Raw genomic sequence first — 14,582 nt, forward strand, 5'->3', positions numbered from 1 at the left:
TCGCGGGGCCCGGCCGTTGTCGTAGGGGCGTGGGACGATGAACGCGTACGCGCTCAGAGCTCGCACTCAGGAGTCACGCCATGGACTACGCCCGCATGCGCGCCATCGCCGAGGAACTGATGAAGCACGCTCCCGACCCGATCAGGGGCGTCGAGATCACCCACGACGGAATCATCATGATGATGTCGCCGTCCAGGCCCCACGAGCTCATCGCGATGCGTCTGCGCCGTCAGCTGGATCCGCAGCTCGAGGATGGGCTGGTGGCCCACTCCGGCGGGGAAATCGAGGACGTGTCGCTCGGCAAGCTCCGCCGCCCGGACCTGATCGTCGTACCGGAGGAAGTCTTCGCCGAGGAGACCATGGAGCCTTTCGATCCGCGCGACCTGGCCATGGTGTCGGAGATCGTCTCGCCGTCCAATCACAGCAACGACTACACGGACAAGATGGACGAGTACCCGGCTATGGGTATCCCGCTGTACCTGCTGATCGACCCCCGCAAGGGGACGGTGTCAGTGATGTCCGATCCCGGCCCCGGATCTGACGGACAGCTCTGCTACCGCGCCCGCCACGACTACGCCTTCGGCGACAAGGTCTCCGTCGGCGCGTGGACCGTCGACACCTCCGAATTCCGCACGTACCCCTCGTGACCACCAACACTCTTGATCTCAACCATGCTTGAGGTCCTACTGTCACTCACATGACGACGACGCAGAACACCCAGCTGACCACCCCCAAGGCCGACGACGGCAACCTCGCCGGGCAGCCCATCGGCTACTGGAGCTACGCGACCCACAAGGCCGTCATCCGGCACATCCGGGCCGCCCTGGCCACGCAGGACGTCACGCAGCCGCAGTGGTGGGTGCTCAACCGCACCGTCCTCGTCGAGGGCGGCCTGACGCGGCAGGAGCTCCGCGAGTCGCTCACCGTCAACCTCGACCACCGGCCCGAGGAGATCGACCAGGCGCTGTACTCTCTCCTCGCCCGCGGCTGGATGACCGAGGGCACCGACGACCGCTACGTGCTGACCGACGCCGGCCGCGAGGCCAAGGAGCGCATCTTCGAGGTCGTGCGCAGGGTGCGCGCGGAGATCCACGCCGGCATCACGGACGAGGAGTACGCCGCCGCCCTCACCGTCATGCGCCGCATGATCAGCAACGTGGGGGCCGACGAGCTGCTCTCGCCCGACCGCTGGCTGCCCAAGCGATAGGGGCGATAGGGCGGTCCCCTGAGTTTTCCCCTAGGGGATGTCACAGCTCGGCCGCAAAGCCCGGCCTGTTCGCCCGGGGGCGGCTTCAGGAACTCTCCGGAGCGGGTACGTTCGAAGACGTGGCTGGATTCAGGATGGGACGAGGACGGGACGCCCAGGGCCCCGGGCCCGCGTGGCAAGGACAACAGGCTCCGTACGGCGGCGGCCAGGGCGCGCCCGGACACTCCGGCGCGCCCGGCGGCGGCTACGGGGACCAGCGGCAGTGGCAGGCGCAGGGACAGGGGCAGGGGCAGGGCGGCTACGACGAGCCGGAGTATTTCGGCGGGGGCGGACAACCGCAGCAGCCGTACCAGCAGCCGCAGGCCCCGCAGGGCTACCCCCAGGACCCGTACTACGGGCAGGACGCCGGCCGCACCCAGCAGTTCAGCGTCGGCGAGGCACCGGACGCGTACGGCGGCTACGGCGACGGGCCCGCCGGTCCGCCCCCGCCGCCGCCCGGCCCGCGGCTGCACTGGAAGGAACTGCTGACCGGCATCGTGCTGCGCCCGTCGGCCACCTTCTGGCAGATGCGGGACCACCAGGTGTGGGCCCCGGCCCTGATCGTCACCTTCGTCTACGGCCTGCTCGCCGTCTTCGGCTTCGACAAGGCCCGCGCGGACGTCCTGCGCGCCTCGTTCGCCGATGTGCTGCCCGCCGTGCTGATCACCGGCGTGATCATGGTGGTCGCCGGGCTGATCCTCGGCGCGGTCACCCACACCCTCGCCCGGCAGCTGGGCGGCGACGGCATATGGCAGCCGACCGTCGGTCTGTCGATGCTGATCATGTCGATCACGGACGCGCCCCGGCTGCTCTTCGCGATGTTCCTGGGCGGCGACAGCACCCTCGTCCAGGTCCTGGGCTGGGCCACCTGGCTGGCGGGCGGCGCGCTGCTGACGTCGATGGTGAGCAAGTCGCACGACCTGCCGTGGCCCCGGGCGCTGGGCGCCTCGGCGATCCAGCTGGTCGCGCTGCTGGCGCTGATCAAGCTGGGCACGCTCTAGAGACGGTATGAGAGAAGGGCCCGTCCATCCGGACGGGCCCTTCTTTCGTGTCGTACCGCTACGCCTTACGCGTCGAGGATCTGGCCCTCGCGCCGCACCACCGGCGGCTCGACCGACCACGGGAAGTTGATCCACTCGTCCGTGCGCTTCCACACGTACTCGCACTTCACCAGCGACTGCGGCTTCTCGTAGATGACCGCGCTGCGCACCTCGGCGACGTGGTCCAGGCAGAAGTCGTGGACGAGCTTGAGCGTCTTGCCGGTGTCGGCGACGTCGTCCGCGATGAGGACCTTCTTGTTGGAGAAGTCGATCGCGTTCGGCACCGGGGCCAGCATGACCGGCATCTCCAGCGTGGAACCCACACCCGTGTAGAACTCGACGTTCACCAGGTGGATGTTCTTGCAGTCCAGCGCGTAGGCCAGACCGCCCGCGACAAAGACGCCACCACGGGCGATGGACAGGATGATGTCCGGCTCGTAGCCGTCGTCCGCGATGGTCTGTGCCAGCTCACGGATGGCCTGCCCGAAGATCGGGTAGGTCAGGTTCTCGCGGATCTCACTCACTGTTGCTCTTCGCCCTGTTCCCTGGACCGTCGTCGCTGCGGACGGTCAGACCTGCGTGCGGTGGAAATTCTGGAAGGACCGCGAGGGCGTGGGCCCACGCTGTCCCTGGTAGCGGGAACCGTGCTTCGCGGACCCGTAAGGATGCTCGACGGGTGACGTCAGCCGGAACATGCACAGCTGGCCGATCTTCATCCCGGGCCACAGCTTGATCGGGAGCGTGGCCATGTTCGACAGCTCCAGCGTCACATGCCCGGAGAAGCCCGGGTCGATGAAGCCGGCCGTCGAGTGCGTCAGCAGACCGAGACGGCCGAGGCTGGACTTGCCCTCCAGCCGCGAGGCGACGTCGTCGGGAAGCGTGATCACCTCGTACGTCGAGGCCAGCACGAACTCGCCCGGGTGGAGGATGAACGCCTCGTCGCCCTCCGGCACCACCTCACGCGTGAGGTCCGCCTGCTCGACCGCGGGGTCGATGTGCGGGTACCGGTGGTTCTCGAACACCCGGAAGTAGCGGTCAAGCCGCACATCGATGCTCGACGGCTGCACCATCGATTCGTCGAACGGGTCGATCCGCACACGGCCGGCGTCGATCTCGGCCCGGATGTCCTTGTCTGAGAGAAGCACGTCTCGAGGATACGCAAAGAAGCCGGACAACCTGACAACGCGACCCCGGCCCCCGGGACGGGGCCGGGGTCGCGCCGGTCGTCAGCTCTTCACCATCAGCTCTGTGTCATCAGCTCTTCGTCATCGGTTCTTCTCGGACGCCACAGGGACGGAGTGCCGCAGCCGCGCGCAGCGGGGGCAGCGCAGCAGCCGTCCGGGGCCGATCCGGGAAGGTCCGAGATGCTGCATCGGGAACGAAGCGGTGCTGAACACGTGCCCCTCGGCACAACGAACCACGGTGCGCTCCATAGAGCTCCCTTTCCCCAAGTACATGACCGGCAAAATCCACATTAGGGGATGAATCGGACCGACCGGAGCGCGGCACCCCGACACCCCCTCACGGTTTGCCGACCCCCCACGGTACGCCCCAACTCCCGCCCGCCACGCCCGCGTCCCCATCGCCACCACAGCGCCCTCACACGACAGGAAGGCCCCACGGCGAGTGCACCGGAGGCCTTCGATGAGGTAGAGTGTGCGACGATACGAGGCCCTGAGGGGCCTTCGCGCGGGCGTAGTTTAATGGTAGAACATGAGCTTCCCAAGCTCAGAGCGCGAGTTCGATTCTCGTCGCCCGCTCTTCTGGACGGACCCCAGGCCGAATGGCCTGGGGTCCGTTGCGTTGTCGGGGGGCTTCGGGAGCCCCCCGACCCCGCTACGTCGTCAGGTGGGCGACTCTGCCGAGTTCCGGCCGGAGGGCTTCCGCCGCCGTCGGATCGGTCGTCCGCAGCAGTGCCCAGGCGGCGTGGGCGTTCCGGGCCGCGCGGCGGGTCTCCGCGTCCCGGGCCCCGGCCTGGTGACGGCGTTCGGCGGTGAGCAGGTGGAGCCGGGTGGCGGTCGCCCAGTCGCCGCGCAGCAGCAGGGACAGCCAGGCGCGGGTCCCCAGCGCGCCGAGCGTGTGGGGGTGGAAGGGGCCGAGCTCCGCGCTCAGCGCCGTCTCCAGTTCCTCCGCCGCGACGGCCGCCCCGGCCAGGTCGCCGCGCAGTTCGGCGGCGACGACCCGGCCGAGCACGGCGGCGTGGTGGGGGGCCAGCGGTTCGAGTGGATGGGTCGGCGGGATCACCGGAGGCGCCGGTTCCGGGGACGGCGTCGGAGCCGGCACCGGGTGCGGTGCGTCCAGCGGCGTCACCGCGCCGTCGTGATCGACGATCAGGGGCCAGACCGAACCGTCCGGCTCCTTGGCGTTGATCCGCACCGGGTGCCCCCGGCGGGCGGCCCGGACGCGGATGTCGGCGAGGGCCGACGTACGCGCGTCCTGCCCGGGCAGGCTCTCGACCTGCTCCCCGTCGACGGTGGCGTCTCCCGCCGCACTGATGACGATCGTGTACACGGGCGTCAGCGGGACCGAGTCGAGGTCCGTCACAACAGGCATGACCAATCAATCCTTACTTCCCGCCGGACGCCGAGCAACGTGCCCTTCGGTTCCGCCGCACCATCATCATCAGGATCATCCCGCGTTGGGGTAGTAGGGGGGCGACCAGCCCAGGTACTTGGCGCTCCACTTGGTCTCGATCTCGGTGGCCGGGACGATGGCTATCTCTCCCCTGCCCTCGATGTCGTTGGACGCGATCTTGCCTTCCCCGACGTAGATCGCGACGTGTCCGGCCCGGTGCCCGGTGTCCCAGAACATCAGGGCGCCCGGCGGCGGGTTGCGGTCGCCGTCGTGCCTCATGTCCTTGGGCATGACCTGTGTGTAGTGGTCGATGGCGTAGTCGGTGCCGGAGAAGTTCCAGCCGTACGCGATCGAGGTGAAGGCCAGGCACTTCTGGTACCAGTCCGCGCGGTGGCTGGCCGCCTCGGCGCGCGCCCACGCGATGGCGTCGGCGGTCGAGCGGCGGTTGGCCACCTTCGCTGGCCATCCCGAGGCGCCATCGTGGAACGGCTCGCCGGGCTTGGCGGGGGTGCCGCCTGTGCCGGTGGCGTCGCAGTTGCCCGGACCCTTGCCGTCGGGCTTCTTGTCGCCGTCCTGCGCCGGCTTGTTCCCGGACTTCCCCGGCTGGTCGGGGTGGTTGTCGCCCGCCCGTTCCAGGTCGATGCCGGCTTCCTTGGCGATGCTGCGGGCCTGGGTCTCCTTCGGCCCGTAGGCGTCGGGAAAACCGGATCGCTGCACCTTCTGGGCGGCGTCGTTGAGCGACATGTTCTCCCACTTGTAGTCCGTCAGACCCGGCGGGTCGCCGCTGTCGCCGCCGAAGAAGAACATGTGGGCCGCGTACTTGGGGTCCATGATCTGCTCTTTGGTGCCCCAGCCCGTCGACCACTGTTGCTGGAAGAGACCGAGCGAGTCCCGGTCGCCGTAGTTGATGTTGTCCAGCTGCGACTCCGCCAGGGCCGTCATCAGCGCGATGAGCGTGGCCTTGCCGGGCAGCTTTCCGTCCTTGGCGACCTGATCGATGATCTTCGCGTTCTGCACCTGCCGCGCGCGCAGTTCCTTGCCCGCCCCGCCCGTCCCGTCCCCGCCGCGACCGTTGGCGCCGTCGTCGGCGGGCTGGCCGGGCTTGCCGCAGGCGGCGGCGGACGCCCCGCGACCGCCTATGCCGGCGAACGCACCGAGCAGGATCAGGAAGGCCATGAACAGGGCCGCGACCGGTACCCCCAGCTTGACCATGAGGGCACGCCGGGCTCCCCCCGCCGCCAGGGCGAGGGCCTCACGTCCGTTCAACGGCTCAGACCCCCAGGACCCTGCCCACGCGCCAGCCGTCGTCGCCGCGCGTGATCTCGGTCAGCAAGACCTTGGTGTCGTTGTGCTTCTGGTAGCCGGCGACGGTGGTGTCGACGGTGACCTTCCGCCACACACGTGTCGGTGTGTCCGCCTGCTTGCGCACACGGTCGTCGTCGGCCGGGCCGACGGTGACCTTGTCCACCGTGGCCACGCCGCCGTCGGCCACCAGCTGGTACCAGGCCTTGTCGTCGAACTGCTCGAGGTTCTTCTCCAGCGCCTCGGTCATCCACGGCGCCGCCCGCCGGACCGGGACCTTCTGGTCCTTGTCCACGGGCGGGTTGCGGTTCAGGTAGGCGCGCGCCCAGCCGTCGGCGGTCTTCTCCGGGGTGCTGAGGTCGGCCTTCGGCACGGTGGAGGCGGACGCGGCGGGGGACGGCGCGCCGCCGGGACTCCCGCCCCGGTCCGGGCGCGCATCCGTGCCCGGTGCGTCCCCACCCGCCTGGACCACCGTCGACGGCGCCCCGGCGTGGTCGGGCCACCAGTGGTTGGCGGCCAGGCCGACAAGCAGCAGACAGACGACCACCACGACCGCGCCGCCGGCTGTGACGGGCTCGCGGCGCCGCTCCTCGGCGATGCGCCGCTTGAGCTCGACCTTCTGATCCTGCCGGTAGATCTTGCGGGCCCGGCGGCGCAGGGAGCGCTTGGGGGCCTGCTGGATCTCCTCGGGGTACTCGTACTCGAATCCGGCCTTGAGCAGCTCACGCCACTCGGCGGAGTCCTTGGACCTGTCCGCCTTGCTCATGAGCCGTTCCCCCTCCTGCGGCGACGACCGGGCGCGGGCGTCCGGGCCGTGGTGGCGGCACCGGAGGAGGAACGATTCTGCGCCTGCCGGTTCTGCGCCTGCGCGGAGCCGTTCCGGTGGGCCACGGCCGCCGCCCTGCGGCCGTCACTGATGCGCTGCGGCCGGGGCACGCTGCGCGGCGGCGGCGCCGAGCGGAAGCGGTAGCCGTCCTGGCCGTTGCCGCCGCCGGGTCGCGAGGGCGACGGACGGCGACGGTTCGCGGCCTGCTGCTGTGCCGCGGCCCCCGCCCGGCCGGGCTGCGCCGGTACGTTCCTGCCTTGAGCCTTGTCCCGCTCCGCTGCTCCAGCAACAGGCCTCGGGCGTACGGTTCCCACCGGGGTGGTGCGCCGCGCCGGCAGGTCCACGGTCTTGCCGGCGCCGCCGCGGTACGTGCCCGCGCCGGTCCCGCCGCCGGATCCGCGTCGGCCGGCCATGCCACCCGTGCCCTGTCGGCCGGAGGCGTCCTGCCCGCCCGAGGCGCCCCGTGCCGAGGCGCCCTGCGCCGCGCCGTCCCGGGACTTGCCACCGGGGCCCGGGCTGAGAGGCACGGCGGCGTTCTTGGCCATCCAGGAGTTCATGGACGCGGCCTTACCGATGTGGGAGGCCTTCTCGTCGAAGGCCTGGGCGCCCTTCCGCGCCCCGGCCATCGCCATCCGGCCGGCCCCCCTGCCCGCCATTCCGGCGCCGCGCAGGGCCTTTCGCCCCGTCCAGCCGGTGGCACGGCCCGCCAGCCTTCCGGCGCCGCGTGCCATCGCGGAGCCGAACGCGGACGCTCCCGGGCTCATGGCGCCGGTGACACCGACGATGCTCTCCATGACGCCGCGGAACTTGAACGCCACGACCGCGCTGGTGATGCTGATGCCCGCCGAGGCGAACCAGCCGTACTTGCCGATCATCGAGACGCTCGCGGTGTTCAGGATCAGCACACAGCCGAGCACCATCGTGCTGACGAACGACTGGAGCGTGAAGCCCAGCAGCATGTCGAACCAGCGCACTCCCCACTGTCTCGGCCTACCTGGGATGACCCACATGCAGGCGAAGACCACTCCCGCCAGGAGCAGCATCAGCGCGCCGATGAGCGAGGCGAGGGAGGCGAAGGCAAGCGCGATGGCCAGGGCGGCGAAGAGGACGACACAGACGAAGGCGGCGATGGTGACGGGGACGCGGCCGGCGTTCTTGCCCTGGCGCCAGTCGACGGCAGGCCTTCCCACCCCTCCTTCGCAGCCGTCTTCGCCGTCATTGGCGCACACTTTGTCGTGCAGCCACTGCTCGCGGCCCTTTGTGTTGTCACCCTTCTCGTCCCAGAGCCCCTGAGCGAACTCCTTGCACGTGGTGAGGTTGCCGAACTCGGCGACGCACCAGGGCGTCACGACATACGAGCGCCAGATCGCGTCCGCCGACTTGCGCAACATGTTGTCCTGGGTCGACCCATTAAAGGAAACATCGCCCTTGATGTCGATGGGCTCCTTCGTCTCGGCACCCAGACCGGCGCTGGCGGCCTCCATGGCCACCGAACTGCCTATGCTGCGCGCGGAGTCGATTCCGTCCACCCATACCTGTGGTGTGGACAGCAATGACACCGAGAGGATGCCGGACGCGGCCACCCAGCCCAGTTGGCTGAGGGCGCTGCCACCGGCCTTTCTGTGGTTGGCCCACGCCACCAGTGCTCCCACTGCCAGGGCCGTGGGGAGCAGAGTTTCGGACACGGTTCCGGCGGCGCCGGAGATGGCATGGGTGATCGAGTCCTGGAGCTCCTTGACGGAGGTGAACTTGATGGCCCACTGCACGACGACCACGGCCGCCAGACCCACCAGGACCGTCAGGCCCATGAAGATGGTGGCGATGCCGTTCTGGATCTGATAGCCGATCTCGTCCCAGCCGATCTGGGTGTCCAGCTGGTAGAGGCCGCTGCCGCTGTAGCGCTCGAAGAGCGTCCCCGATTGCCCGGCGGGCCGGGTGCCGGGCGAAGGCAGCAGCGCGCCCATGCCGGCGGGGTTGTACTTCGAGTAGTCCCTATCCTTCGCAGCGGCGGCGCCGCCTGCCGCCATCAGCGTGGTGAGCGCCCCGACGACCGGAATGACGAGGTTACGGAAACGGGGAATCCTCATCCCTACGACCTCAGGAGGGCGTCGCGCACGGGAGCACCGTGCCTCATGTCGGTGTCATAGACGTCCGCTCTCTGCTCGACCAGCCACTTGCCGTCCTCTTTGACCATGCGCAGGGCTATCCGATAGACATGGCGGCCATCACTGCCGTTGACCGTCGACGACACCATGAGCCCGGTCCCGGCGAGGTAGTCGCCCGATGCCGGAATGGTCTGGGGATCTCCTTCGACCTTCACCGTGGCCGGAGTGTGGTCACCATCGCCTGGGCTGTTTTCCTTCGCGCAGTCCTCCACCGATTTGCCGCCCCGACCCTGCTGGGTCGACAACTCGCACATCTGGCGCCAATCCCGCTGGTCCACGGCCTGCCGGTACTTCACCGCAACGGCCTTCATCGCCGCTTCGTCCTGCCCGAAAGCCTCCGGCGTCTTGGACGCCCCGGAGCCCGGCTTCTTGCCGTCCTTGCCGGAATCGCCGTCCGACGACGAGCACCCGGTCACCACCAGGACCGACGCCACCGCCACGGCCGCCGTCGCTGTTCGCTTCATGCGTTTACTCCCTCGGGTTCGGACGTACTCGGCACCGGTGCCACGGTCTGTGTCTTGGGCGTCGTGTTCAGCAGCTCGAGGATCTCCAGCGACGGCACGTCGAACTGCACTGTCGCGCTGCTGAATCGGCGGTCGCGCATGATGCAGTGGCCGTGGCGGATCTCCTGCGTCACGTCGACGCCGATCGCCTGGATGAGCTGGCGCGTGTGGTCGCCCTTCGGCAGGTCAAGCAGCGCGGCCATCGCGTCCTGCTGTTCGGCCGTCGTGAGCTGGAAACCGAAGACCGTGGTCATCTGCTCCACCAGACCCGTCAGGCTCGCCAGAGACTCCGGGTCCTGGGTGTCGACGACCAGCGCGGTGTGCAGCGCACGGCCGACGCGGGCGATGTACTGGAGGAAGGAGCTGCCCTCGCGGGTCGCCGTGAGGACGTGCACCTCGGGCACGGCCACGACCTTGCGCAGGCCGCGCAGGTCCTTCCGGCCGGCCATGCTGATGCCGTAGGCGAGCAGCGAGTGGACGAGGGCCACCGACAGCCGCTGGTGCACCGACCAGTCGTCACGGCCGTCGTCCGGCGACGGCAGGGTGATGCCGGGGACCTGGACCACCCAGATGCCAGGGGAAGGCGTGATCAGCGTGGTGCCGGACGGCCTGCCCATGAAGGGCGCGCCCAGGCCCGTCAGCGACAGCTCGTAGAGCGCGTCGCCCGCCTCGCGGCTCAGCTCGTCGTCCGACTTCCGCAGCCGCTCGATGACCTTCCAGGTCGCGGGGTCGCCCTCGGCGATGGCCTCGTTGACCGCGCTCTGGATCGGGGTCTCCGCGCCGCGCATCCGCAGGTGCTGCGGCAGCGCGATGCCGAGCTGGGCCGGGACCTCGGTCTGGGCGCGCTCGGCGCTCTCGCCGGAGAGGAGGGTGAAGAGGTCGGCGACACCGGCGAACTGCGAGCCCGTCTCGATGAGGTGGGCGTTGAGGCCGTAGCGGCGGCCGGCCGAGACGAGGCCGCCCATGTCGCCCTTGAAGTCCAGGGCGAGGACGAAGGAGCCGCGGAAGCCGGAGTCCAGCAGGGACAGCATCATGGCGGTCGTCTTGCCGCGGCCGCTTCGTCCGATGAAGGCCGAGGTCGTGGCGTCGCCACGCTCGGAGCCGCCGGTGAGGTCGTTGCGTACGACGCCGGGCGTCGAGCCCGTCAGGTAGCCGATGATCGGGCCGGAGTCGTCGCCCACCGACGCGCCGCCCCAGAACCAGGAGCCGGCGAACGCGCCGACCGTCCGGGTGTGCACCAGGTCCGGCACCCGCAGCATGTCGCCGGGCTGGGACTCCAGCCACAGCTCGCGCTGTTCCTCGGCGGCGACGCTGACCTCGATGCCCAGTCCGCCGTAGAAGCCGATGACGGCATCGCAGCGGTTGCGCAGGTCCTCCAGCGAAACGTCACTGCTGACGATCAGGCGGGGGTGGTCCTCCAGCAGCGTGACGTCCTCGCGCTTCATGTCGCGCGAGAGGGCCGTCATCGTCTCCTCGGTCTCCTCGATCTCCTGCGCGGTCTCGCCGGCGGAGTGCTTGGCGGCGCTCTGCCGCTGCTCCTTGGCGAGCCGGCGGACCTCGTCGATCTGCTTCAGCGCGTCCCGCTTGTGGAGGACCCTGAAGCGGACGGACGGTTCGGCGTTGACCGGCTTGACGTGGATGTCCCGGTCGAGGTCGTCGTCCGTGTACTCGGGCACGTAGGTGATCTCGGCGATCGCCCGCAGCCATTCGCCAGCTCCCGGGGACTCCATCTCCTCCGGGAAGCCGTCCATGGTCAGGACCGCGGTCCACGCGGAGGTCTCGCCGCGCTGGTCGACGATGCGCAGGTGGTCGGGGTAGGGCAGCACCCGGCCGCGGGTGAGCTGGGCCAGCTTGGCGCCCGTGATCGTGCCGTCGCCGTCGGGCGTCGGCAGCGGCGCGCCGCGTCGCTGCTCGCGCGCGATCATCCAGGCCAGCATCTCGACGGTGGCCGGCTGGGCCTTCCAGGGCGTGGTCTCCAGCTGTCGGCCCAGGCGCCGGGTGAGGGCGTCGAGCCGCGCGAGCTCCTTCGGGGCGACGGACGTGGAGCCGATGCCCATGGCGTCCTGGACACCGCGGCTGCCCCGGGCCTTCGCCTGCGTGGAGCGCTCGACGAGACGGACGCCGAGCAGCAGCAGCCGGGTGGGGAGCTCCAGGTCGTCGAGGCGGTCGATCCGGGTCTCGGCCCAGGCGGCGTAGTCGCCGGCGGAGAAGAGGCTCTCCGCCTCGTCGCGGTACTCGTTGGAGTTCAGCGGCGCCCAGAGCACCTTGAGGTGGCAGTCGTAGCCGGAGAGGGTGCGGGCGAGCGCGCTGCTGGCCTGGTCGTGCTCGGCGTCCCGGGCGCTCTCCGACATCAGGTCGGTGTTGGAGCCCGAGAGGACGAACCACGCCTCGGCGTGGGTCTCGGTGACGATCAGGCCGTCCGCGAGGGCGACATAGCGGGGCGGCGGGGCGGAACGGTCACCCTCGACGCCGAGGAAACGGGCGATGCCCTTGAACAGCTTCAATGTCGGCTACCTTTACGTGCCTTCCGGGCCGGGCCGGTGCGCCGCACTGCCCGTCCACGCCTGCTGGGCCGCGTGCTGGACGTTCTTCTGTGCCGCCTGCTCGGCGGCCTTGCGCTCCTTCGCGGAGAGGCCGCGCGTCCGCACGCGGTAGACGTGGTCCGGGCCGTAGAGCCGGGGCCGGGCGTCGAGCTTCGCCGGGCGGCCCGCCGTCGGCTTGGGTTCGTCGCCGCCGAGGGCGCCCTCGAACACGCCCATGCCCGGGAGGGCCAGGAACTCGTCCGTCCGATCGCCCAGCCGGGCCCGGAGCGGCAGCCACTCGCTGCGGTCGGCCGCGCGCCGTCCGCCGTTGATGACGGGCCGGTGGCCCACCGTCAGATAGCGGATGGCCAGGGCCCACTGGGTCAGGTTCCACCGCCGCTCGTTACGCCGGGAGCGCTGCGCGCCGTAGAAGGTGATGAGCGCGGGCGGAGCGAAGTAGAGGGTGAAGAAGATCTTCGAGGGGATCCCGAAGGCGAGGAACAGTCCACCCACCCAGACCCCGTAGATCACGGCACCGGTCACGAGGACGCGGCGGGAGGGGCCCTCGCCGAGGTCCATGCCGAACAGCTCGTGCTGCCGTGTCTCCAGGTCGAAGTGGCGGGTGAACGTGTGCCCCACCCTCACGAGCCGGCGACTTTCTTCCAGACCTCGGTCAGCATCGTCTGCGAGACGTCCGGCGCGAAGACGAAGCCCGCGACGACCACGCCGGCCAGGAAGTGGCCGAGGAGCTCGCCCCACTCGCGCTTCGCGTAGTGGCCGATGGCCCTGACCGCGAGGACGATCAGGAAGATGTTCCCGGCGATCAGGAACACCCAGGACTTGAGTTCGGCGCCACTGGTCAGCGCGAGTTGCATCGGTATCTCCCCCGTGGTGAAAACGGACAGCAGTGAGTGAATGAATGAGTGAGTGGGTGGGTGGGTGGGTGTCGGCGGACCGGCGCGCTACGGCGTGAATCCGCCGTGGACCTCGGAGACCTGCCAGCGCTCGGCCTGCGCCGAGGACACGCGGGTGACCTTCACCCGGTAGGTCTGCTCGATCTCGGCCCCGCCGACGTTCCAGCTGACGACGACCGTGCCGACGCGGTCGGTGCCGCTGCCTTCGTCCACGGTCCAGTTGCGGATCGTGCCGAGCGTCATGCCGGACGGCAGGGCGGGAATGGAGGCGCCGGGCGCGGCGACCGAACCGGACTCGCCCGTGGCGTACTTCGAGAAGAACTCCTCGACCACGCCGCGGGTCTTGTCGCTGAACTCCATGTCGTTGCTCTTGGCGGTCGGCGCCGGTACGGACGGGCCGCCGTTCGGCACGCCGACGATGCCGGGCTCGCCGGTGACGACGACACGGCCGGAGGCCTCGACGACGGGGACTTCCAGACCCATCCACCGAGTGGCGGGGGCGGGCTTGGCGTCCTTCTTGGCGTCGTCCTTTTTCGAGTCGCCCTTCTTGGCGTCGTCCTTGTTGTCGCCCTTGTCCTTGTCGGCGGGGGCGGGGGCGGAGTCGGCCGGCGCCGGGCCGCTCACCAGGAGGTCCACCCGGACGCGGGCGCGCTTGTCGCCAACCACGGAGACGGTGCTCGGCAGGACGACGAGCACGGACTGGCGGCCCTTGGAATTCCAGCCGGTGGTGGTGTCGGTGCCCCTCGGCACGTCCCGCGCCAGGGCGCCGGCCCGCGCCTGCGGGTCGGTCTCGTCCCAGGTCAGATACGAGCGCGCGAAGCGCGCGGCGACCGCCTGCGCCTCCTGGACTGGGTACTGCGGCCCGCTGTCGACCTTGGTGGGAGCGGGCTTGGGCGGGGCGGGGGCCCAGAACCACGACCGGATGCCGGTGATCGCGGCGAGTGCGACGACGCCCCAGAGCACGCCACGGCCGACCTTCACGGCGAACTTGGAGCCGCTCTTCTCGTCCTCGATCCGCCAGGGGACCTGACTGCCGGGGGCGGTCCTGGGCGCGCTCTCGGGCGCCGCCGGCTCGGTGCGGGCGGGGCCCGGCGTCTGCGACTGCAGCCGCGCGGCGGCGTCCGTCCACTGCTGGAGGCCGGCGGGGGCGGAAACGGGCGCGGGAGAGGGGGCGACGGCGGGCTGGGCCACCGGGGTTGCTTGTGGCGCGAGCATGTCAGCAGTCGGCGCTACCGGAGCCTTGTCGTGCGGCTCCGGCAGATTCAGTATTCGCCACACGACTGTCTTGAATGTGCTCAACCCTGGCGACCCTTCCCCCGTACAACGCCTGAGTGCGAGGACAGTACGTTGGCTGATTACTGATCGTCAAATGTCTTCATTTGACAACTAGTAGCAGAACAGTTACCAACTCTGCCCGCGCCAATAGGCGCAAAGTTCCGACAATATGGGCTGTATCGGAAGCGCTCGCCCCAGGTTCCGGGTGACCCCGC

Annotated in this window: 14 protein-coding genes and 1 tRNA gene; 4 read left to right on the plus strand and 11 right to left on the minus strand. The window is 69.9% G+C overall.

The genetic code is table 11. From position 1 onward, the window contains the following. The first annotated feature begins 80 nt into the window (after positions 1 to 80). The 3 genes from AB0E98_RS10165 to AB0E98_RS10175 all read left to right on the plus strand — a co-directional run bounded on the left by AB0E98_RS10165 (position 81) and on the right by AB0E98_RS10175 (position 2,247). Positions 81 to 647: a Uma2 family endonuclease gene (locus AB0E98_RS10165; protein ID WP_361700804.1), complete on the plus strand. Its 567-nt coding sequence runs from the start codon at positions 81 to 83 to the stop codon at positions 645 to 647. A gap of 50 nt (positions 648 to 697) precedes the next feature. Then, positions 698 to 1,207 carry a MarR family winged helix-turn-helix transcriptional regulator gene (locus AB0E98_RS10170; RefSeq protein WP_361700807.1) on the plus strand — a complete coding sequence of 170 codons (510 nt, stop codon included), beginning with the start codon at positions 698 to 700 and terminating at the stop codon, positions 1,205 to 1,207. Between the two features lie 134 nt (positions 1,208 to 1,341). Further along, entirely contained in the window at positions 1,342 to 2,247 is a 906-nt protein-coding gene (locus AB0E98_RS10175; protein WP_361701511.1) for a Yip1 family protein, read from the plus strand. A gap of 65 nt (positions 2,248 to 2,312) precedes the next feature. On the opposite strand, the gene AB0E98_RS10180 is transcribed toward AB0E98_RS10175, so the two are convergent. Continuing rightward, positions 2,313 to 2,810 (minus strand): phosphoribosyltransferase, encoded by a 498-nt coding sequence (locus tag AB0E98_RS10180; protein ID WP_361700809.1) that lies wholly within the window; start codon positions 2,808 to 2,810, stop codon positions 2,313 to 2,315. 45 nt (positions 2,811 to 2,855) lie between these two features. Then, positions 2,856 to 3,431 (minus strand): dCTP deaminase, encoded by a 576-nt coding sequence (dcd, locus tag AB0E98_RS10185; protein WP_071962992.1) that lies wholly within the window; start codon positions 3,429 to 3,431, stop codon positions 2,856 to 2,858. A gap of 544 nt (positions 3,432 to 3,975) precedes the next feature. Here dcd and AB0E98_RS10190 point away from each other — a divergent pair. After that, positions 3,976 to 4,046: transfer RNA gene (locus AB0E98_RS10190), tRNA-Gly, on the plus strand. A gap of 76 nt (positions 4,047 to 4,122) precedes the next feature. Here the strand turns inward: AB0E98_RS10190 and AB0E98_RS10195 are convergent. The 9 genes from AB0E98_RS10195 to AB0E98_RS10235 form a co-directional block, all read right to left on the minus strand. Beyond that, entirely contained in the window at positions 4,123 to 4,839 is a 717-nt protein-coding gene (locus tag AB0E98_RS10195; protein WP_361700812.1) for a hypothetical protein, read from the minus strand. 75 nt (positions 4,840 to 4,914) lie between these two features. Beyond that, positions 4,915 to 6,126 carry a peptidase M23 gene (locus AB0E98_RS10200; protein WP_361700815.1) on the minus strand — a complete coding sequence of 404 codons (1,212 nt, stop codon included), beginning with the start codon at positions 6,124 to 6,126 and terminating at the stop codon, positions 4,915 to 4,917. 4 nt (positions 6,127 to 6,130) lie between these two features. Next, positions 6,131 to 6,928: a hypothetical protein gene (locus tag AB0E98_RS10205; RefSeq protein WP_361700817.1), complete on the minus strand. Its 798-nt coding sequence runs from the start codon at positions 6,926 to 6,928 to the stop codon at positions 6,131 to 6,133. Beyond that, positions 6,925 to 9,075 carry a hypothetical protein gene (locus AB0E98_RS10210; RefSeq protein WP_361700820.1) on the minus strand — a complete coding sequence of 717 codons (2,151 nt, stop codon included), beginning with the start codon at positions 9,073 to 9,075 and terminating at the stop codon, positions 6,925 to 6,927. The genes AB0E98_RS10205 and AB0E98_RS10210 overlap by 4 nt, the downstream gene beginning before the upstream one ends. A 2-nt stretch (positions 9,076 to 9,077) precedes the next feature. Continuing rightward, positions 9,078 to 9,617, minus strand: a complete 540-nt coding sequence (locus AB0E98_RS10215) for a hypothetical protein (protein ID WP_361700823.1) — start codon at positions 9,615 to 9,617, stop codon at positions 9,078 to 9,080. Continuing rightward, positions 9,614 to 12,160, minus strand: a complete 2,547-nt coding sequence (locus tag AB0E98_RS10220; RefSeq protein ID WP_361700826.1) for an ATP-binding protein — start codon at positions 12,158 to 12,160, stop codon at positions 9,614 to 9,616. The genes AB0E98_RS10215 and AB0E98_RS10220 overlap by 4 nt, the downstream gene beginning before the upstream one ends. Positions 12,161 to 12,172: 12 nt before the next feature. Further along, the gene (locus tag AB0E98_RS10225; RefSeq protein ID WP_361700828.1) at positions 12,173 to 12,823 is read right to left on the minus strand and encodes a hypothetical protein; all 651 of its coding nucleotides are present in this window, start codon (positions 12,821 to 12,823) and stop codon (positions 12,173 to 12,175) included. Beyond that, entirely contained in the window at positions 12,820 to 13,053 is a 234-nt protein-coding gene (locus AB0E98_RS10230) for a hypothetical protein (RefSeq protein WP_229354211.1), read from the minus strand. Before AB0E98_RS10230 ends, AB0E98_RS10225 begins: the two co-directional genes overlap by 4 nt. An 87-nt stretch (positions 13,054 to 13,140) precedes the next feature. Further along, a complete protein-coding gene (locus tag AB0E98_RS10235; RefSeq protein WP_361700832.1) occupies positions 13,141 to 14,307 on the minus strand; it encodes a conjugal transfer protein in 1,167 nt (388 codons plus the stop codon). Positions 14,308 to 14,582 lie beyond the last annotated feature (275 nt).

The sequence above is a fragment of the Streptomyces sp. NPDC037389 genome (genome assembly GCF_040636475.1).
Classification (GTDB): domain Bacteria; phylum Actinomycetota; class Actinomycetes; order Streptomycetales; family Streptomycetaceae; genus Streptomyces; species Streptomyces hesseae.

Coding starts and splice junctions, on each gene's coding strand:
- AB0E98_RS10205 (WP_361700817.1), bottom strand. CDS start 6,928: ATGAGCAAGGCGGACAGGTCCAAGGACTCCGCCGAGTGGCGTGAGCTG.
- AB0E98_RS10165 (WP_361700804.1), top strand. CDS start 81: ATGGACTACGCCCGCATGCGCGCCATCGCCGAGGAACTGATGAAGCAC.
- AB0E98_RS10170 (WP_361700807.1), top strand. CDS start 698: ATGACGACGACGCAGAACACCCAGCTGACCACCCCCAAGGCCGACGAC.
- AB0E98_RS10230 (WP_229354211.1), bottom strand. CDS start 13,053: ATGCAACTCGCGCTGACCAGTGGCGCCGAACTCAAGTCCTGGGTGTTC.
- AB0E98_RS10175 (WP_361701511.1), top strand. CDS start 1,342: ATGGGACGAGGACGGGACGCCCAGGGCCCCGGGCCCGCGTGGCAAGGA.
- AB0E98_RS10210 (WP_361700820.1), bottom strand. CDS start 9,075: ATGAGGATTCCCCGTTTCCGTAACCTCGTCATTCCGGTCGTCGGGGCG.
- AB0E98_RS10235 (WP_361700832.1), bottom strand. CDS start 14,307: ATGCTCGCGCCACAAGCAACCCCGGTGGCCCAGCCCGCCGTCGCCCCC.
- AB0E98_RS10215 (WP_361700823.1), bottom strand. CDS start 9,617: ATGAAGCGAACAGCGACGGCGGCCGTGGCGGTGGCGTCGGTCCTGGTG.
- AB0E98_RS10195 (WP_361700812.1), bottom strand. CDS start 4,839: ATGCCTGTTGTGACGGACCTCGACTCGGTCCCGCTGACGCCCGTGTAC.